Origin of the sequence: Chryseobacterium sp. Mn2064, assembly GCF_049319685.1 — a bacterium.
GTDB lineage: Bacteria > Bacteroidota > Bacteroidia > Flavobacteriales > Weeksellaceae > Chryseobacterium.
This window is the reverse complement of record NZ_JBMOUE010000001.1, coordinates 230501-251438: the sequence shown is the minus strand read 5'-3', so window position 1 is coordinate 251438 and position 20938 is coordinate 230501. Positions and strand designations below refer to the sequence as shown.

The window sequence follows — 20938 nt, the reverse complement described above, 5'->3', positions numbered from 1 at the left end:
TTAAATTTATCTTTATTGCTCAACTATTCCTGAGAATAAAGGATGGAATATCGTTATGAATTTTCGAATCTAAATTCATTATTTAAAAACTGATCGGTAGCATTCTCAATAGCATATTCTCCGATTTTTGTACGTCTCAATTGGGTAAGATATGCTCCTACTCCCAATTCCTGACCAATATCGTGAGCAAGGCTTCGAATATAAGTTCCTTTTGAACATCCTACCGTAAAACTTACCAAAGGAAAATTGATGGTAATATCTTTGATATAGTGGATGGTTGTTTTTCTGGATTTCATTTCCACTTCCTCTCCTGCCCTCGCAAGGTTGTAAGCTCTTTCGCCATCAATCTTTATTGCAGAATAAACAGGTGGTTTCTGTTCGATTTCCCCTACAAATTTCTCTAAAGCTTCTTTTACTTGATCTTCTGAAATATGGGCAATATCCTGATGAAGGGTTTCCGGCTTTTCAGTATCATAAGATTCTGTCTGTACTCCAATTTTGATCTCTGTCCAGTATTCTTTAGGAGCATCCTGAATTTCGGGAATCTTTTTGGTAAATTTTCCGCAACAAACGATCAGAAGTCCTGTTGCCCTGGGATCCAGTGTTCCTGCGTGCCCGATTTTAAATTTTTTAGGAAGATTGAACTCCCTTTTAAGTTTATATTTCATTTTATTGACAGCTTGGAAGGAAGTCCAGTCCAATGGCTTATCTAATAAAAATATGTGTCCTGATAATAGATCTTCTGCGGTCATGAATGAATAGGTATTCTTTTATTGAAAGAAGTAAAAATAGATTAACAAAGCCACTCCCACAAAAATACGATACCATCCCCAAGGTTTGAAACCATATTTGTTCAGCACTCCAATAAATGCTTTAATAGCGATAAGTGCTACAATAAATGCCACTACATTTCCTACGATAAAAATCATAATATGATCCTGTGATGCCATGATCATTTCATATCCTTTTTGTGGATTGGGAGTTTCTTTACCCCAGGTTTTAACAAAAACGGAATAAACAGTTACCGCCAACATTGTAGGAACTGCAAGAAAGAAAGAAAACTCTGCAGCCGCCTTTCTTGTAAGTCCCTGTGCCATCCCTCCAATAATAGAAGCAGCACTACGACTTGTTCCCGGCATCATTGCCAGACATTGCCAAAATCCTATGGTTACAGCTTTTTTTATGGTAATTCCTTTTTCATCATCAATTTTAGGGTTCTTAAACCATTTATCGGCAAACAGCAAAACAATTCCTCCTGCAACCAATACGGAAGAAATAGCGATCTGATTACCCAAAACAGCTTCTATCTTGTCATCAAATAAATATCCTAAAACCAATGCCGGGACTACAGCAAAAGCCAATTTAAAATAAAACTGGAGATTATTAAGATCAAAAAACTTTTTCCAATACGCTACTACAACAGAAAGGATAGCTCCAAACTGAATAGAAACCTGAAACATTTTTAAAAATTCAGTTTCTTCCAGACCCATAAGGTTTGCAGTGAATCCCATGTGTGCTGTAGACGAAATTGGAAGGTATTCTGTAAGTCCTTCTACGATGGCAATAATAATTGCTTTGATTAAATCCATATTCTTTTAAAATTAAAAGATTAAAAAATTTAAGAATTAAAAGACTGGTTATTCACCGATATAAATATTAATTTTTTTCTGAAAGAAAGTATATTGAGGTATACATTTTCCAATTAATATTCAATTGAATCTTTTAATTCTTAAATTTTTTAATCCTTAAATAAAGTTATTTTATTTATTTTCTTTTTAAGATAGCATACACTTCTATTACAAAACCAATTACAACGAAAAGAGGCGCTATTCTGATTCTTCTGATAGAGAAGATGTCGTCATTCCATGAGTTGGGATCCAATTTACCGTCTACCGTATTGGCATCCGGTCCCATCATCAGGAGAAACCCTACCACGATGAAAGCTAACCCGATCAGCATCCATTTAAAGTTCTGCTGTCCGAAATAGAATGTGTTTTCCTGTGGTACTTCTGCTTCTTTTCCAAAATCTGAAGCGGAAAATTTATTTGTTTTTTTACTCATTATTAAGAATAGTATAAATCGTCAACGTTTGATTTTAAGAATCTCCATGTAGCGAAAATTGTACTTAGGACAGAAATGAAAATTCCTACTCCCAATACAAGAATTACCAACCAGAAATATTGGTTGTTATCCGGTACGAATGCGGAACCAATCTGACTTGTAAAGTAATACCAAACTCCACCCAGTGCAAGAAGTCCTATTACGGAACCTATGGCTCCTAAAATAATAGCTTCTACAATAAACGGCTTAAGGATAAATCTTCTTTTCGCTCCAACCAACTGCATGGTTTTAATGATAAATCTTTTGGAAAATATTTTCAGACGGATGGAATTGTTAATCAATACCACTGCCAACACCAAAAACAGAATTGAAAACCCTAAGATCCACTTTAAGATTCTGCTTAGGTTGTTATATACATCCACCATCAAAGTACTGTCATTCTTCACATCAATAATTCCTGGAACAGATTTGATGACTTTGATTGCTTCGTCAATTTTTGTAGGATCTACGTATTCAGGCTTCAAAGCAATTTCAATAGATGAAGGGAAAATGTTTTCTTCAAATAAAGCATCGCTGTCAATTCCCATACTTCTTTTAGCTTCCTTGGCAGCCATCGCTCTGGAAATATAGGTTGCCTTTTTTACAGGAGCCAACATCTGTACTTGTTTAAAAGTTTCGTCCTCTAGTTTTGCAATTTTAATGGAGTCTTTAGCGTCATAGTTTTCATCAAAATAGGCATTTACTACCAATTGTTCTTTGATGTAGTCGGAATACTTTTGGGCATTAATTAAAATAAGCCCCATTAATCCCAACAAAAACAGCACTAAAGCAATACTTATCACTACCGTAATATTGCTGGACCGAAGCCTTTTCTTATTAAATTCATCTACAGATTTAGCCATTAATATTAAAATTTTTGGCTAAAATAGAAAAAAACTTCCGAAATTTGGGACGAAAAAAAGAAAATCATTGTTAATAAAATCATAAAAAACTTTGAGTGTAAAAGCAAAAAAACATCTTGGTCAGCACTTCCTGACAGATGAAAATATCGCAAGAAAAATCGTAGAAGGTCTTAGTTTTGAGAACTATAATAACATCATGGAAGTAGGCCCCGGAATGGGCGTTCTTACTAAATATCTTTTCGAAAAGGAACATAACATTTATCTTGCAGAGATCGACACGGAATCTATTGAATACCTGAAAAAGAACTATTCGAGAGCAACAGAAAATACTTTTGTGGGTGATTTTCTGAAACAGGATTTCAATTTTATCAAAGATGAGCAGATTGCCATCATTGGTAATTTCCCGTACAATATTTCTTCGCAGATCTTATTCAAGATTGTGGATCATTATGAACAGATTCCTGAGATGGTTGGAATGTTCCAGAAGGAAGTTGCTGAAAGAACCGCTGCGGTACCCAGAACTAAAGACTACGGCATCTTATCTGTCCTGATTCAGGCTTATTATGATGTATCATATATGTTTACCGTTCATGAAAATGTATTCAATCCGCCACCCAAAGTAAAATCGGGGGTCATCAGACTGACCAGAAATCCTAAAGAAGGTTTATCAGGTAATGAAGTACTTTTTAAGCAGATTGTAAAGGCTGGTTTCAACCAAAGAAGAAAAAAGCTTTCTAATGCATTGAAAATTTTGAATATTCCGGAAGCTCTGAAAGGTCATGAATTTTTAGATAAAAGAGCAGAAGAACTAAGTGTGGCAGATTTCATCGGCTTTGCTCATCTTTGGAAAGAAAATCAATAATCATTTGTAACCGAAAGAGCCTTTTAAAGCACTGGGTTATCCTTCAATAAAAAGAGACTGTTCTATAATGTTCAGTCTTTTTTTATGGATGTATTGAAAACAAAACCGGCTGCCTCAGAAATGAGGCAGCCGGTTTCTTATTATACATTATCAATATTAATTTCTATTCTTCAACATAATCCATCCGGACCAGTTCATCTGGGCTTTTGATTTCGGGTATTCAAAATTAAATTTATACCAGTACGTTGCTGTAGGCAATCTCTTCCCTCCTACTGTTCCGTCCCAAATAGGCGTGTCTTTTGAGAATCTGAACATTTCCGATCCATATCTGTCATAGATAGAACCTGTAAAGTTTTTGAATTGTCCAAATGCTTTAAGATCCAATACATCATTGATTCCATCTTCGTTTGGAGTAATGATATTATTGATTTGCAGAGTAAAGAAGTCTAAAGAACCGATACAGTGTGTTCCTACTCTTCTTACTAAAACGGTATAGTTGGTATTATCTAAAAGATTGGAAAATACATTTGAGTCCTGCCAAGTAATTCCATTATCAATTGAATATTCCAAAGTGCTTGGTAAGTTATTCATTAGTGGATTTTCTGCTGTAATTGTTACAGTCTTTTTGATACTTTCGTAGTTTAGACCTGTAACAAAAGGAGTTGCTGCGCCCATTACTTTGGCTTCGAAAATCTTTTTACAGATTCCGTTATCTACTTCCACAGAATAAATTCCCCACTGATCTACATCTATTTTCTGGGTAGTTGCTCCTGTGCTCCAAAGGTATTTAAATCCAGGACCCGCACCTGCATCAAGAGTTACTTTATCTCCTACACATATTTCAACGTCTTTCAAAGGTGATGTGATTTCAGGAGTAACTTCAATTCTTATGGTTGCAGGGTTCAAAGATTTACAACCTTTTGTTCCCAATGCATATACTGTAAATGTAGTCGTTTGGTATAAAGTAACGGTCTGCATATTTCCGGTTCCCAGGAAGTTGCTCCATTCATAGGTATCGCCACCTTCAGCAGTAAGGGTTACAGATTCTCCAGGACATATTTTTATTCTGGAAGATTTTACTTTAGCGGTAGGGGTTGTTTCTTTTAATAATTTCAGTTCAACCATTTTGCTACAGAAACCACCATTTGAAACTACAACATAAAGAATTTGTCCATCGTTACCATTGTAATTTAAAGGAGTTTGAATATAATTTCCGTTTTGCGCAATTGCGTCTGCCTGATCAACATAGAATTTAAAGATTGCTCCAGGCGTAGGGCTTATGAGCGGCATAACTGTACTTAAATCGAAAGTGGTAATATCCGGTGTGGTACAAAGCAGCAAAGTAGCATCCTGAGCCTGCGGAGTGGTACCTCCATGAATCTGTATAGAGGCTTTACCCGGACATGGGTTTCCAGGAACACTTACTTCAATGGTATAAGTACCCGGTTGAGTTGCTGTAATGGAATTAGTTGTCGCGTTAGGTACTGGTGTTCCATTAAAATACCATTGATACACTAAGTTAGGATCACTTACAGAAGCTGTAATCACCTGAGGTACATTATCACACACGTTAATATCTGAAGGAAGTTTCGCTCCTGAAGGGTCTAAAAGATCAACTCCAATATTGAAAGATCCTCCTTCCAAAAATACTGCAGAATCATAGCTATGGTCATTATAATCTGCAATAACCATTTTAAAATGATACTGCTGTCCTGCTACTACAGTAGCTGTTGCCGTAAGCGGAATGGTTCTTCCGTTAAAGTTTGTTTCTACGTTTGCAGTGTTATATCCTGCAAAATATTGTTCATTTACTGCTCCACACGTTGTTCCGATGGCCGGGTGAATATTGGTGATACTTACCGGTCCCGCTCCGTTTGGTAGCACGGCCATATTTACATAAGGTCCTCCTGCAGTTGGTCTCAATAATATAGCAAAAGCATCCGCATAATTACAAGGGAAAGTACTTGTATATTCTTCGGAAGCAATCAAATAATTAAATTTAATCTGAGAAGTAGTAGGAACGAAATCGAATTCCAGAAGTACGGCATCATATAAATTAACTTCAGGTACTCCTATCGCCTGCGCCAGGTCTGCGTCAGATCCTCCACCATTACTATCCCCAAGAGTTCCGGATTCAAGAGCGTTACCTGCTCTTCTGGCGTATCCTGTAGAAAGTATTAAACCATCTTTAAAAGGAAAGTTGGTTGTTGCCTTATGGAAATACCCCCATGCTCTATCTGCATTGCCAGGTGCATGATTTGGAGTAATTTTTACGTTGCTTACATTGGGAGTCAAACAGGTATTGGTTCCTGAAGAAATCAATACATCTTTCACCATCTTTTCTATTGTAAAACTACTTGCCGGATATGCAGGTGAGTTCACATCAATAAAGGCCCCTGCCCTGCGAGACATTGCCGATGATGGCTCTTTTACAGGTTTTCTGGGTTGTGTAGGTAGATTTTGTGAAAATAAGAGACTTGAAATGACAGTAAAGAATAAACAAAGCGGTAAAAGTCTTGACATAATATTTTTGTTTCAACAAATTTAATTTTTTTTTAAATATACCACACACATATTCATTATTTTTATAATAAAAATATAAAAACACAATACTCTTGCGTAAAATTCCTATTAGAAATACTCATTTTTGCAAAACACAGATAATACAATACACTCTAAAATGTTTAATATTTAGCAAAAATAACCTTCATTCCGTAATAATTTAAATTTTCAGGATATTTCGTTTTTCTATTCAAAAACGGAGTTTGCCTATAAAATATTATACTTTTATAAATCTCTATATTCATAAAATAACATCATAGAGAAAAACAAAAAAATCTTTCATTTCTGAAAGATTTTTTCTAATTATTTAATTTCTGTTTTTTAATAATATCCAGCCTGATCGCTGTTCCATTTTCTTACTTGCAGGATTTTCCCACTGTACTCTGTACCAATATGTACCGGTTGGCAGATTGATTCCTTTCAGCGATCCTCTCCATATAACATCCCCTTTTCCAGCTTTAAATACCTCCGCTCCATATCGATCAAAGATAGAAGCAGCAAAGTCTTTATATCCACTAATTCCTGTAAAGTCTATGGTATCATTTACCCCATCCATATTTGGTGTGATAGCATTACTGATCACAAATGTGAAATAATCTAAAGAACTTCCACATTTTGCACCTTTCACTCTCACCATCAGACTGTACATTGTATTATTTAGAATACCATAAAAGATATTTGATGCCTGCCATGTCAATCCGCCATCTATAGAATATTCCAAAATACCTCCTGTAGGATTGCTGGCTGTAGTCGTAAGAACATGATTATCATACACTATATTGGTAAATTGCGGAAGATCCGGATTAATAATCTGAGCAGAGAATGTTTTAGAACACACGCCATTACTTATTGTTACAGAATACGTTCCTGGCACATTCGTAGTAATGGATTGAGTGGTTGCTCCTGTATTCCATAAATAAGTATAGTTTGGTCCCGGCCCAGCATCCAACGTTCCATTATCTCCTGAACATACATACACATCCTGGATTGTAGAAACAATAGCCGGAACAACTTCAATTTTAATAGTGGCAGGATCCAGAGAGCTACATCCATTTCCTCCTAATGCATATACTGAATACACCGTAGTTGTTGTAGGTGTTACCACCTGAGTATTACCATTTCCTGTAAGGCCGATCCAATTATAAGTAACTCCTCCGGTAGCGGTAATAGTAACTGATTCTCCTGCACAAATCTTAGATTTAGATGCTGCAATTCCTGCAATTGGCGGACCTACCTGAACTGTAACAGTGGCAGGTGTTGCAGAGATACATCCGTTGGCTCCCACAGCATACACGGTATATACTGTTGTAGTGGTTGGAGAAACGACCTGAGTATTTCCGTTTCCGGCAAGACCTCCTCCCCAGTTATACGTTACACCTCCCGAAGCTGTAAGAGTAACAGATTCTCCTTCACAAATACGAGGTTGTGATGAAACTAATGCTGCAATTGGCTTCACTTTATCTTCCAATACTGTTACATTCATAGTATAAGTACAGCTTAGATTTCCTGGCTGAGAAATATTGGTTACTGTAAGGGTATAAATTCCGCCTGCACTTACAATTGGAGTAAGCGTGTTGGTTCCTGAAACAAAAGTTCCTCCCGTAGTAGTCCAAGCAATAGTAGAGCCAGTTGGTATTACGGAGGCAGAGGCATTGATGGTTACCTGAGGTGTTGTACAGGTAATTGTTGGAACCGCTGCTGCTGTTAATGTAGTTTCTGCAGTTTTTATCAATTGTAAAGAGACTACATAGCTACAACCACCATTGCTAACCAATACATAAATGGTTTGATTAGCCGGCGGAGAATATGTGGTAGGATTATTTATAAAATTACCATTGGCAGCGTTGGCATCTGCCTGATTAATATAGTAAGTAAATGTAACTCCCGTAGCAGAAGTCATCTGAGTTTCAGCTTCTGTAAGATTAAAAGTTAATCCCGGCTGATAACATTTATGCAATACTGCATTTTGAGCTGTAAAAGGTTCTGATACCTGAATTGTTATGGTACCTGGATTTTGAGAAACACACCCGTTAGCTCCCACCGCCGTTACGGTATAAGTCGTTGTAGTGGTTGGGGATACGGTTTGGGTATTTCCATTTCCTGGAAGACCAACCCAGTTATAAGTCACCCCTCCTGAAGCGGTAAGGGTAACAGATTCACCTTTACATATTTTTATTTTACTTGCTGTAATTCCTGAAACCGGTGGCGCGCTGTCTCCTGTAACGGTAACGTTTGCTACAGATGTACAGTTTACATTTCCAGGCTGATAAGTTTGAGCGATCGTTAAAGTATACGTTCCCGGAGCATTAATAACCGGTGTTAAAGTATTTCCGCCTGAAATAATATTTCCGCCTGTAGTAGTCCATGTGAAAGTAGATCCTGCAGGGTAAACGGAAGCAGAAGCATTCAGCGTAGTCTGAGAACTAGCACAGGTAAGTATTGGTGGCGGAACAATAGAAGCAGTCATCTGCGGAGCTTTTATCAGCTGTAATTGCACTACTTTTGAACAGAAACCGTTTCTTACTCTTACATAGATCGTCTGCCCACCAGGATTTGAATAAGCGGTAGGAGTAGGAATTGTATTGGCATTACCCGCCAGAGCATCTGCCTGTGTCAGATAATACGAAAATAAAGCACCCGGTGTCGTACTGATTGCGGGTTGTGCTAAAGGTAAATTAAACGTTGCATTTCCAGGAGCGTAACAAGCTGTTAATGTTGCATTCTGAGCAGTAGGGGTTGTTCCTCCTACGATAGTAACTGAAGCTTCTCCAGGACAACTATTTCCTGCAACATAAACCTTAACAGTATAAGTACCCGGCTGTGTCGCAGTATAGCTCGCGCTTGTTGCTCCAGGAATCTGAGTGGTTCCTAAAAACCATTGATAAGTAACATTCGTAGACTGTACAGAAGCTGTAAAAGTCTGTGGAACATTATCACATACATTGATAGAAGCAGGAAGCTGCACTCCTGAGGCATCTAAAATATTTACTCCAAGGTCAAAGGATCCTCCATCAAAAAACACGGCTGAATCAAAACTTGAGTCATCATAATCTGCCAGCACAATTTTGAAGTGGTAAGTCTGTCCCGGGATAACGGCAGCTTTTGCTGTTAAAGGAACAGTACGTCCATCAAAGTTCGTTTCAATATGTGCGGTGTTTATCCCTCCAAAATACGCTTCATTCACCGCGGCACAACCTGCAGAGTTTCCGGCAGGAATTGTTGGGTGAATATTTGTTACACTTACAGGCCCCGCTCCTCCCGGAAGAACTGCCAGATTGGTATAAGTAGGATCTCCCACTTTCTTCAGCAATAAAGCAAACCCATCGGTAATTCTACAAGGGAACTGATAGGTAGGATCATATTCTTTCGAAGCAAATAAATAACGGAATGCAATTTCATTAGAAACTGCCACAAAATCGAACTCTATATAAGTAGCATCTTTTAATCTGTTGTTATTGATTCCTAAAGCATTGGCAAGATCTATATCTCCTCCTGTCCCCAGGTCATCGCTCAAATTAGGCTGATAAACATTTCCGGCCTTATTAACGTATCCCGTTGAAAGAACAACTCCTTTCCCAAAAGGAAAATTGGTTGAAGCCTTGTTAAAATATCCCCAGCTTCTATTTTGATTGGACGCGGCTAAATTGGGAGATACCACAACATTACTTATGCTCGAAGAAATACAGGGTCCTCCGGAAATAAGAGAATTCTTTATCAGCTGTTCAATATTGTAACTGGATTCGGGATAGCTTGCTGCATTAACATCTATAAAAGCTCCTGCCCTCATTGCTGAAGAAGAAGGTCTCTTTGTATTAATTAAGCGTGATCTGTCCTGACCTTGACCCAGGATAAAATTCCCGATAAAGGCGAAAAACAATATTAAAAATAAATTTCCTATCCTCCTATTTAACATTTTATATTATTTTAAACAAAAATACTATTTTTTTTGATTAAAATTCATCTTAACATAATTTACATTATTACTAACGCAAATTTATTTCTCGTAGAATATCAACTCTATTTATTGCGATAAAATAAAAAAAGACTGACAAAACTGCCAGTCTTTCAATTATAGTTTAAAATTACTCTAAATTCTTAAGCAATATCCAACCTGTTTTCACGGTAAGCTGTTTGCTGGCCGGATCTTCAAAGGTTATCTGATACCAGTAGGATGAAGTTGGAAGTTTCTTGCCCTGGAAATACCCATCCCAATATGGCCTGATCTTTTCAGCTTTGAAAACTTCTCTTCCGTATCGGTCGAAAACCTGTCCGCTGAAATCTTTGTAATCTACAACACCACTGAAGTCTATGACATCGTTGATATTATCTCCATTCGGTGTAATTACATTTTTCATAACGAATGTAAAATATTCAAGGAAGCCAACACAGCTTGTATATTTTACCCTTACTCTAATGGCGATTACCTTATTTTTAGGAACATTATTAAATGTATTGGAAGACTGCCATGTCACTCCATTATCAATTGAGTACTCCAAGATTCCGTTACTAGGATTACTTGCAGTAAGGATCATGGTTCCTTTTTCGTTATAATCCACATTGGTCACTTCAGGAATAACCGCCTGAATCACCAGAGTTGTGAAGGTCTTAGAACACACTCCGTTACTAATCGTGACAGTATATTCCCCGGCTGTACTGGCTGTAATCGTCTGAGTTGTTTCTCCTGTACTCCATATATAGTTATACCCGGGACCTGATCCTGCATCCAGAACAATTTTATCTCCTTTACAGATATGCCCTCCTTTTAATGTAGAAACGATAGCCGGCACCACTTCGATAGTAACACGAACGGGTTGTAGAGATTTACATCCTTGCGCTCCTATTGCATACACCGTATAAGTGGTTGTTTTAGTAGGACTCACTGTTCTTATTCCTCCAGTACTTGATGTATCAGACCACTCGTAGGTTACGCCTCCGGAAGCGGTTAACAATGTCGATTCACCTACACAGATTTTCAGTTTTGAAGCGGTAATCTGCGTGATGGGTGTTTCTTCTTTTCTTAAAGTCAGTTTGGCAATTCTGCTACAAAATGCACCATTTGAAACAAAAACATAGAGCACCTGTCCATCTGTTCCGTTATAGGTAGTAAGATTTGTAATAAAACTGTTATTTTGAGCTACAGCATCTGCCTGGTTTAGGTAAAAACGAAATACTGCTCCTGGTGTAGTGCTGATTAAAGGTTTAGCATTTTCTAAATTAAAAGTTGTAATGGTAGGTGTTGTACAAAGCTTCATCACCGCATCCTGTACGGTAGGACTCGTTCCTCCCACCACTGTAATTGTAGCTTCACTTGGACACTGATTTCCCGGAACCATTACTTTTACAACATATACTCCCGGTTGAGTTGCAACATACACAGCGCTGGTTGCTCCTGGAATTGCCACTCCATCTTTATACCATTGAAAAGTCATTCCCGGAATTGCTGCAACCTGAGCTTTTAACTGCTTCGGTGTATTGTCACACATATTGATGCTGCCTGGTAAAACAGTACCCGCTTCATCCACAATTTTAATCCCTACATCAAAGGATCCTCCTTCCAGGAAAACAGCAGAGTCATGGGAAGGGTCTTTCGCATCTGCCAATACCATTTTGAAATGATAAGTCTGCCCCGGGATAACATCTGCTATAGCTGTAAGAGGAGTTGTTCTTCCAAAATAATTAGTAACTAAGTGTGGGGAATTTACACCACCAAAATAAGTGGCATTGATTGGACCACAAGAAAATCCGCTCCCTGCAGGTACAATATTGGTAGCACTCACGGGGCCTGCACCTCCTGGCAATATCGCCAGATTGGTATAAGTAGGATCTCCTACTTTCTTTAATAAAAGCGCAAATGCATCGGAATATCCCAGACATGGATAATTCGAAGTATACTCGTCCGAAGCAAATATATAATTAAATTTAACCTGATTAGAATTAGGTACAAAATCAAATTCCAGAGCTACCGCGTCTGTTAAACTTACGGTTGCACCTGTAGCAGTTACCAGATCCGGATCACTTCCTGTTCCTACAGACGCTCCTACGCCGGCAATATAGCTGTTTCCTGCTTCCGAAGCTTTACCGGTTGTCAGAACAATTCCATCTGTAAAAGGAAAGTTGGTGGTTCCTTTATGAAAGTATCCCCAAAATCTATCACTATTGCCTACTTCATGATTAGGAGAAACGGTAACGTTTGTCACATTAGCAGTAGTACAGTTGGTACCGCCATTGATCAGAATATTTTTCACCAGCTGCTCAGGAGTATAACTTGACGGTGTATAAGAAGCTACGTTTACATCTATAAACGCTCCGGCTCTAAGACTGGCAGTGGAAGGCCTTATCTTTTCCGTTTTTCTGGCAGGTACTCTTTGAGAAAATACAGAAACAGAAACCAATAAAAAGACAAAAAGGAAAAAATAGTTTTTTAATCTATAATTAATCATTTTATTTTCGTTTGCTCAAATGTAGCGAATTTATCTTAATCATTTTAATCCAAAACAGGCTTTTTATTTATTTTTTAATAAAAATTAATAGCAAATGTTTTTTATTATTACATTATTCACAAATTAATAGATTAAATTTCAGGAATAAAAAAAACAGACCTAAAAATGATCTGCTTTTATGTTTTTGTTCAAATAAAATATCTTTAAAGAGTGATTTTCTATTCTTCCTCTTTTTTTAATTGATCGATTTCATTCTGAAGCTGAGAAATAATGTCTTTCAAAGCCTTGATTTCATTCTTATTAGAGTTCACATTGCTTTTAAGAATTACATTCTTTGCCCTTTCATTATGATCTTCTTCTTCCTCTTCTTCATTGATCTCTTCAATATCTTCCTGAATATCCTCGATATCTTCATTGATCTCTTCAATGTCTTCACTAATCTCTTCTATATCTTCACTGATTTCCTCGATATCCTCCTGAATGTCTTCAATATCTTCACTGATCTCCTCAATATCCTCCTGAATGTCTTCAATTTTCTCGTGGCTCTTGTTAACCGACATCTGAATAAAAATAGCCAGGTAAATTGCCTCCAGAGAAAGCACCGTCGTCAGGATCAAAAGCATCTTGTCAAACTCCACCAGTTTTACCATAGGGAGCAGAAATGAGGTAAGAAAAAGCAGGGTATGCACAATCAGGGACTGAATAGAACCAATCCAAGAGGTGATACTGTCTGCTATTTTTTCAAGTATTTCTCCTTTTTCATTATATTTTCTCATCCTTCGTTTTATTTTTTACAACAGTTCTTTGGTGACTCCTAATCCAAACAATGCAAAATCATATTTTGCGGGATCTTTTTCATCAAACTTACGGATAGCCACATCCAATTCTTCTACTGTTTTCCAGTCGTTCTGTGTTCTCGAGACCAATCCCAGCTTTCTGGAAATATTCCCCGTATGAACATCTAAAGGAATAGAAAGGTGTTTCTGGTCTATATTTTCCCAAATTCCAAAATCTACTCCACGTTTGTCTTTACGAACCATCCATCTGAGAAACATAATGATCCTTTTGGCGGAAGAGTTTTTATGAGGCGAACTGATATGTTTATGACTTCTGTGTTTTTCCGTTTCCAGAAAGTTTGTTCTAAATCTTTCTATAGCGTACAGAAAATTGGTTTCCTGTTCTTTTACTTGAAACAAGGCTTCCAGGCTTTCATTTTCTTTGTAAATTCTTCCAAACTGTTTGATAAAGTAAGAAAAATCTTCACCGTTAAAAGTCCTGTGAATGCTTTTATCCTGAATAGGTTTCAAATCTTTTTCAGAATGGTTCAGCACAAAATCATAGGGTGAATTTCCCATGATATCCAGCATTTTTTCTGCAGATTTAATGATCGATTTTCTGTTTCCCCATGAAATAGTAGCCGCTAAAAAACCAGCAATTTCAATATCCTGTTTTACAGCAAAACGGTGCGGAATCTGGATCGGGTCATTTTCTATAAAATCTGGCGAGTTATACTGATCGGCTTTTTCATCGAGAAAACTTCTTAATTCTTCAAATTTCAGCATATTCTTTTCAAATCTTTACACTTTCCAACGCCTTTGGCAGGAATGAGTTGGGGAAAATACGTCTTGCTTCATCGGTAAACACGGTCAGGTCTGCATATCTGTTGGAAAAATGTCCGAGAATAAGCTTTCCAACCTCAGCTTTCTGCGCTATTGTTGCAGCTTCCAAGGCAGTCGTATGTCCTGTATAATCGGCCATTTCTTTAAGATCATGTAAAAATGTTGATTCATGATAAAGAACCGTAGCATTTTTAATAATCGGAATGACACTTTCAAGATAACGGGTATCACTACAGAAAGCATACGATACAGAAGGCGCCGGTTCTATGGTCAGGACTTCATTTTTAAGAACATAACCATCACTCAGTACAAAATCTTTTCCTGCCTTTATATTGTGATAATCACAGGTTTCAATTTCGCTGTACTTGGCAATTTCCTTCATATTAATATGTCTGTCTTTCGGTTTTTCTTTAAACAGGTAACCGTTGCAGTATATTCTGTGATCTAAAGGAATTGTATAGACCTCTACTCTATTATCTTCATAGATCTTTTCTGAATACTCTTTATCCAGCTCGTGGTACACCACTTCAAAACCACGATGGGTTTCTGTAATCTGAAAGATCGTCTCCATCATTTTCTTAATTCCCTTTGGACCATACACATGTAAAGGATTTTCTCTTCCTAATAAACGGAAAGAAGCAATAAGCCCCGGAAGCCCGAAACAGTGATCACCATGAAGGTGAGAAATAAAAATATGGTTGATTTTTGAAAATCTTGCTTTTGCTTTTCTCAGCTGCACCTGCGTACCTTCCCCACAATCGATCAGGAAATGTCTTTCTTCCATTTCCAGCAGCTGCGCTGTAGGAGAAGAATTGATGGTCGGAATGGCTGAGTTAAAGCCTAATATCGTTAAATAAGTACTCAAATCAATAGTTTATTGTAACAAATGTACGACAGAAAATCTAAATGGATATTTTACCTTTATAATAAAACTCAATCTGTCACTTTTAAAAAATCCATAAATAGGTCCAAAGCCTGTTTACGGTGGCTGATTTTGTTTTTATCTTCCGGATTCATTTCTGCAAAAGTTTTTTCATATCCCTGAGGAACAAAAATAGGGTCGTACCCAAAACCTTTGAATCCTTTATTCTCCGTTAATAAATTTCCGTATACTCTGCCTTCAAAATACTGTGCTCCATTTTCATCATAATAACATAAAACGGTAATGAAATAGGCTTTTCGGTTTTCGATTCCCTTCATTTCTTCCAATACTTTTTCTATGTTTTTAGCAAAATCATGATCGCCGGCATAACGGGCTGAGAATATTCCGGGTCTGCCATCCAGAGATTCTACCACCAAACCGCTATCGTCTCCTAAACTTGGAATTCCTGTTTTTTCGAAACAATATTTTGCTTTGATCAGGGCATTGGCGTTGAATGAGTCTCCGTCTTCTACAATTTCTTCGTGAATATTGTAGTCGGTAAGGCTTTTCACCACACATTCATTTCCCAGAATCTGTTGAATTTCCTCTTTTTTATGTTCGTTGTGTGTAGCTACTAATAATTCCATTTCTATATTCATTTTCAATTTTACTTTTTCAATTTTGAGCGTTTACAACTCTGCGTAATGCACTTTATACTTTTTCATAAAAAGATAATAAAATACTAAAAAAAGGACAATTCCGATTGCCAATATCAGCCATTCTGAAACTTTAAACGCCTGTGCAAAACTTTCATTTTTACCATAAATAACCAATAATGAGAGGGTCAGATTATTAAACCCATGTAATAGCATGGGCATCAATAACGACTTTGTTTTATGATAGACTAATCCCAACACACAACCTAGCATTACTGCACTGATAAACTGCCATGGATTTCCATGAACCACTCCAAAAATAATGGATGCATATAAAATTGCCTTCCACGGTTCTACTCCTTTATTAATCAATCCTTTTTGAATGATTCCCCTGAAGATAATTTCTTCAAAAATTGAAGCCATAATAACCGTCATGATCAACATAATCACCGGATCGTCGGTAAGCTGACTCATCAATCGGGTAAAATACTCATAAAAATCTCCAAAGAAAGGACCTGTAGTGGGAATCTGAGCCGTAATAAACTCTGAAATAAACATCATCCCGATCATCATGGGAAAAATAAGGAGATAGGTATAAAAGTTAACAGACGAAAAGTTGAAGTTAAGCTTCATGTTCGTAGTACGTCTTACAATGAAGAAATCAAAAAAAGCGATTGCTGTAAGGAATCCTACAGAATTGGCAACCATTAGAAACCATTCTTTAATTTCAAGATTTTCTTTGAAAACAACTTTCCAAAAAGTGCTGAATAAAGAAACAGCCATTGTTCCCACGAATAATCCAACCACCAAAACAACACCGCCAACCCATGTGAAGGTAAACTTCGGATATTTGCTATTTTCCATCCTTTCTCTGTAAAAGTTTATAAAAACAAAGATAATTTTTTTGGCTGCTACAGGCAACTAAAAAAGGAATTTCTTATTTTCGTTCCCTGATCCATGAACATCACAAAATGAATACCGAATCTCCATTCCAAAGGATTGAGTCTACCACCAACCTATTTGCAACTGTTCTTCTGTATGTACTTTGCACTGTTCTGGGCATTTCCTTCATTTTACTTTTTGTTTTAGGGCCAGTTTACGGAATTTATAAAAGAGGATTTGAAGCCATGCTTTCTGCGACTTTGATTTGCTGGGGACTTTCATTGCTGATTCTAATTCCTACGATCCGCTATTATATCATCAAAAGAAAAAAACTCGCTCATAAAATTGTTGTGGATGAAACGGGCATTGTCTATTACAACTCAAAAAATGAAATAACAGATCAGATATTGTACTCAGAACTTCGGCCTTCAAAACAAAATTTTGATATTTATACCGTAAATCCGGTAGGATCAGGAATTGTTCCCATGGTTGAGGTGACTTTACAACAGGAGAAAAACGAGGAATCTGTAAGACGTATTGATATGAATCTTCCTCTTAAAGTTATTAAAAATAAGTTTACGCTTTATGCCCAATTTCTCTATGGAATTGCTCTTTTTCGCACAGACTTAAAGATAGATCCAATGATCTTCCGTATTTATTCCATTGATACAGAGACATGGACAGTCAATAACAAAGGTATTTCACTAGGAGGTTGGCTTTTAATTTTAGCAGCACTTCTGATTACCGGATTAGTTATCGGATTTGTTTTTTTATTATCTGAAAACAAAAATTAATATGACCGAAAAATTTCCAGCAATAGAATCAAAAGCCAACCGGCCATTAACCTATTTTTTTCTGGGGATGATATGGTTGGCCATTATTGCGATCCTTGCAGTTATCGGGTTTGTCTTTGAGAATATTTATGATCATTTCAGATATTATATAAAAAACGACCTTGTCATTTTTATATTATTTGTTCTTGCGCTACTTCTTCTCCTATTTTGCTGCATTGCCCTGATTATGTCTGTAACATTTAGAAAAAAGCAAAAGCCAAGAAGAGTGATTGTAGATGAAAAAGGAGCGACTTTTTACAACAACCGGAATAGCATCATTGAAACCATATTGTACCGTGATCTTCAATCTGCTAAAAATCAATCCGACGATGTATATGTTTATAATACACAAAGCGTAAGATATCCTAAAACCACTTTACGTATTTATCTGAAAGATACAAAAGGCGAAATCATCTTCACAAGTGTTGATTTCAATTTTGAAATGACCATTCTGAATAACCAATATGACCTGTATCGTCATTTTCTAAAAGGCGTTCAACAGTTTCGCCCGGACCTGAAGATAAGTCAACAAACCATTGACCAATATTATCTTACCTCAGAACCTCCTAAAAGTACATTTGGAATGTTTGAATATTTCATGGCCGCTTTTTTCCTGTTAATCATTTCAGCAGTGATATACGCTTTTGTCATCATTATCCGATCTCTTCTTTAACCATTATCTTTAAAAAGTAAGAAAATCAACGTAAAAATCAGTAAATTTAAAAGAAAAACAACCCTTTTTTATAATGTATACAACCCTATGAAACTCCCTCTGATTATTCTCTTCTTTCTATTCTCCTGTTATTGCTTTGGACAAAATGATATTAAATTAGAAATCGTTAATGATACTATAGGTAAAACCTCTTACTTTGACCAAAATAATATTGTTTATTCCATAACCAATCTTTCGAATAAAAACTACGCTCTCATTTTTGATTCCTCCGAGTTCAATGAGTCTATGGAATATGCTGTTGAGCCTTTTTTTATTGGACTTCCTGATTATTATGTTTATGATAACAATACACCTCTACCAACAGCGATGTCTTTCCACATAGGAACAAATAAGTTACCTCAAGGCACCCATTCTAAAGCTTTTGGAATTTTTATTAAAGAAAACCGTAAGAGATTCAACAATAACATTTCAGACATAACCGCTGCTTATAGAGTCTCAAAGTGCATTTTATATTTAAAGGCAGGCGAAAAAAAAATTTTTACAACGCAGGTTGACTTTCCCGGTTATAAAGGCAGAGCTTTTGACATGAAAAATAAAAACATTTATTATTTTCAAATAAGTTTAAATAGCCCTAAAGATCTTATTTCCCAATATTATACTAAAGAAAAAAGAAACAAAAAAAACGATTATACGGTATTTACCGGGCAAGTATTTTCTAATAAAGTTCCTTTAATTTACCATATGTATGGGCAACATTAATTCTGAAACATTCATTGTTATCATTTAAATTTGAAAACCTCGTAAAAAATCCCGATTTTTGCAACTTCAAAATACGATATGTCAGACTTAATCAAAGAAATACAAAAAAGAAAGACCTTTGGGATCATTTCTCACCCGGATGCCGGAAAAACAACCCTTACTGAAAAGCTGCTTCTTTTCGGAGGTGCTATTCAGGAAGCGGGTGCAGTAAAATCCAACAAAATAAAAAAAGGAGCTACTTCCGACTTTATGGAGATTGAAAGACAGAGAGGGATCTCTGTAGCAACTTCCGTATTGGCTTTTGAATATAGAGATCATAAAATCAATATTCTGGATACACCTGGTCACAAAGACTTTGCAGAAGATACTTACCGAACATTAACGGCTGTAGATTCTGTAATTGTTGTAATTGACGTTGCAAAAGGGGTTGAGGAGCAAACTGAAAAACTGGTTCAGGTTTGTAGAATGCGAAACATTCCCATGTTGGTTTTCATCAACAAACTAGACCGTGAAGGTAAAGATGCTTTTGATCTTCTTGATGAAGTAGAACAGAAATTAGGATTAACGGTTTGTCCACTTTCATTACCTATTGGTATGGGAAGTGATTTCCAGGGAATTTACAATATCTGGGAAAACAACATTCAGTTATTCCTGGAAGAGAAAAAACAGAAAGTTGGAGATTCTATTAAGTTTGATGATATTAATGATACTTCCATTGATGAAGTAATTGGTGAAAAAGCTGCAAAAACGTTAAGAGAAGAACTTGATTTGATTCAGTCTGTTTACCCGGAATTTAATCGTGAAGATTATATGAAAGGAGACTTACAGCCTGTTTTCTTTGGTTCAGCTTTAAATAATTTTGGAGTTCGCGAATTATTGAATGCTTTCATTGATATTGCTCCAATGCCACAGCCCAAAGAAAGTGAAACCCGTTTAGTAAAACCTGAAGAGGAGACTTTCACAGGATTTGTTTTCAAAATCCACGCCAATATGGATCCCAAGCACAGAGACAGACTTGCATTCGTAAAAATTGTTTCTGGAACTTTCAAAAGAAACGAAAATTATCTATTGGTAAGAGAAGGCAAAAAAATGAAGTTCTCTTCTCCTAACGCCTTCTTTGCAGATAAAAAAGAAGTAGTGGAGGAAAGTTTCCCAGGTGATATCGTGGGTCTTCATGATACAGGGAGTTTCAGGATTGGTGATACTCTTACAGGTGGAGAAAAACTGAGTTTCAAAGGTATTCCAAGCTTCTCTCCGGAACATTTCCGTTATATCAACAATAATGATCCGTTAAAGGCTAAACAATTAGCCAAAGGTATTGATCAGTTGATGGATGAGGGAGTTGCACAGCTATTTACCCTTGAAATGAACAATAGAAAGATCATTGGAACTGTAGGAGCCCTTCAGTATGAAGTTATCCAATATCGTCTGGAGCATGAATATGGTGCTAAATGTACTTACGAACCACTTTCTATGCACAAAGCTTGTTGGGTAGAGGCTGACGAAAAGTCTGAAGAATTTAAAGAATTTGCGAGATTAAAACAGAGATTCTTAGCAAGAGATAAGTATGATCAGCTAGTGTTTTTAGCAGACTCCTCTTTCACTATTCATATGACACAGGAGAAATTCCCGAATGTGAAACTGCATTTCATCAGTGAATTCAGAGACCACTAAGTAAAAAACAGAATTGCCAAAAGGTGAAATTGTTACGAATATAGATCCGCAGAAAATTTCTGCGGATTTTTTTTGATATACTTTCTAAAAACACTCAACTGGAGAGAATAGATAATATTTTGCTTCCATATATAAAGATCAAGGCTTTGTAAA

Annotated in this window: 17 protein-coding genes; 5 read left to right on the top strand and 12 right to left on the bottom strand. The window is 36.6% G+C overall.

All coding sequences use genetic code 11. The features are described 5' to 3' along the window. Positions 1 to 53: 53 nt before the first annotated feature. From truB to ACL9RH_RS01115, 4 genes are all read right to left on the bottom strand, one after another. Positions 54 to 752, bottom strand: coding sequence for a tRNA pseudouridine(55) synthase TruB (gene truB / locus ACL9RH_RS01130; RefSeq protein ID WP_422691487.1), 699 nt, complete (start codon positions 750 to 752; stop codon positions 54 to 56). A gap of 18 nt (positions 753 to 770) precedes the next feature. Next, positions 771 to 1589 (bottom strand): undecaprenyl-diphosphate phosphatase, encoded by an 819-nt coding sequence (locus ACL9RH_RS01125; RefSeq protein WP_422691486.1) that lies wholly within the window; start codon positions 1587 to 1589, stop codon positions 771 to 773. Between the two features lie 175 nt (positions 1590 to 1764). Next, a complete protein-coding gene (locus tag ACL9RH_RS01120; protein ID WP_422691485.1) occupies positions 1765 to 2061 on the bottom strand; it encodes a DUF3098 domain-containing protein in 297 nt (98 codons plus the stop codon). 2 nt (positions 2062 to 2063) lie between these two features. Further along, entirely contained in the window at positions 2064 to 2963 is a 900-nt protein-coding gene (locus tag ACL9RH_RS01115) for a cell division protein FtsX (RefSeq protein ID WP_422691484.1), read from the bottom strand. A 91-nt stretch (positions 2964 to 3054) separates the two neighbouring features. Between ACL9RH_RS01115 and rsmA the strand changes: the two genes are divergently transcribed. Continuing rightward, positions 3055 to 3825 carry a 16S rRNA (adenine(1518)-N(6)/adenine(1519)-N(6))-dimethyltransferase RsmA gene (rsmA, locus tag ACL9RH_RS01110; protein ID WP_422691483.1) on the top strand — a complete coding sequence of 257 codons (771 nt, stop codon included), beginning with the start codon at positions 3055 to 3057 and terminating at the stop codon, positions 3823 to 3825. Positions 3826 to 3981: 156 nt separating this feature from the next. On the opposite strand, the gene ACL9RH_RS01105 is transcribed toward rsmA, so the two are convergent. The 8 genes from ACL9RH_RS01105 to ACL9RH_RS01070 form a co-directional block, all read right to left on the bottom strand. Beyond that, positions 3982 to 6348 (bottom strand): choice-of-anchor L domain-containing protein, encoded by a 2367-nt coding sequence (locus tag ACL9RH_RS01105; protein ID WP_422691482.1) that lies wholly within the window; start codon positions 6346 to 6348, stop codon positions 3982 to 3984. Between the two features lie 346 nt (positions 6349 to 6694). Next, complete coding sequence (locus tag ACL9RH_RS01100; RefSeq protein WP_422691481.1) at positions 6695 to 10300, bottom strand: choice-of-anchor L domain-containing protein; 3606 nt, start codon at positions 10298 to 10300, stop codon at positions 6695 to 6697. A gap of 169 nt (positions 10301 to 10469) precedes the next feature. After that, positions 10470 to 12827: a choice-of-anchor L domain-containing protein gene (locus ACL9RH_RS01095; protein ID WP_422691480.1), complete on the bottom strand. Its 2358-nt coding sequence runs from the start codon at positions 12825 to 12827 to the stop codon at positions 10470 to 10472. Positions 12828 to 13045: 218 nt separating this feature from the next. After that, positions 13046 to 13603: a hypothetical protein gene (locus ACL9RH_RS01090; protein WP_422691479.1), complete on the bottom strand. Its 558-nt coding sequence runs from the start codon at positions 13601 to 13603 to the stop codon at positions 13046 to 13048. A 15-nt stretch (positions 13604 to 13618) separates the two neighbouring features. Next, entirely contained in the window at positions 13619 to 14389 is a 771-nt protein-coding gene (locus tag ACL9RH_RS01085) for a TIGR02757 family protein (RefSeq protein ID WP_422691478.1), read from the bottom strand. 7 nt (positions 14390 to 14396) lie between these two features. Continuing rightward, a complete protein-coding gene (locus tag ACL9RH_RS01080; protein WP_422691477.1) occupies positions 14397 to 15311 on the bottom strand; it encodes a ribonuclease Z in 915 nt (304 codons plus the stop codon). A 68-nt stretch (positions 15312 to 15379) separates the two neighbouring features. Next, the gene (rdgB, locus tag ACL9RH_RS01075) at positions 15380 to 15955 is read right to left on the bottom strand and encodes an RdgB/HAM1 family non-canonical purine NTP pyrophosphatase (RefSeq protein ID WP_422691476.1); all 576 of its coding nucleotides are present in this window, start codon (positions 15953 to 15955) and stop codon (positions 15380 to 15382) included. Between the two features lie 42 nt (positions 15956 to 15997). Next, positions 15998 to 16828, bottom strand: coding sequence for a lysostaphin resistance A-like protein (locus ACL9RH_RS01070; protein ID WP_422691475.1), 831 nt, complete (start codon positions 16826 to 16828; stop codon positions 15998 to 16000). Positions 16829 to 16935: 107 nt separating this feature from the next. Here ACL9RH_RS01070 and ACL9RH_RS01065 point away from each other — a divergent pair, with 107 nt between their 5' ends. From ACL9RH_RS01065 to ACL9RH_RS01050, 4 genes are all read left to right on the top strand, one after another. Then, positions 16936 to 17640 carry a hypothetical protein gene (locus tag ACL9RH_RS01065; RefSeq protein WP_422691474.1) on the top strand — a complete coding sequence of 235 codons (705 nt, stop codon included), beginning with the start codon at positions 16936 to 16938 and terminating at the stop codon, positions 17638 to 17640. Position 17641: 1 nt separating this feature from the next. After that, positions 17642 to 18352, top strand: a complete 711-nt coding sequence (locus ACL9RH_RS01060; RefSeq protein ID WP_422691473.1) for a hypothetical protein — start codon at positions 17642 to 17644, stop codon at positions 18350 to 18352. 285 nt (positions 18353 to 18637) lie between these two features. Next, a complete protein-coding gene (locus ACL9RH_RS01055) occupies positions 18638 to 19111 on the top strand; it encodes a hypothetical protein (protein ID WP_422691472.1) in 474 nt (157 codons plus the stop codon). 78 nt (positions 19112 to 19189) lie between these two features. Further along, positions 19190 to 20785, top strand: a complete 1596-nt coding sequence (locus tag ACL9RH_RS01050; protein ID WP_422691471.1) for a peptide chain release factor 3 — start codon at positions 19190 to 19192, stop codon at positions 20783 to 20785. The last annotated feature ends 153 nt before the right edge of the window (positions 20786 to 20938 follow it).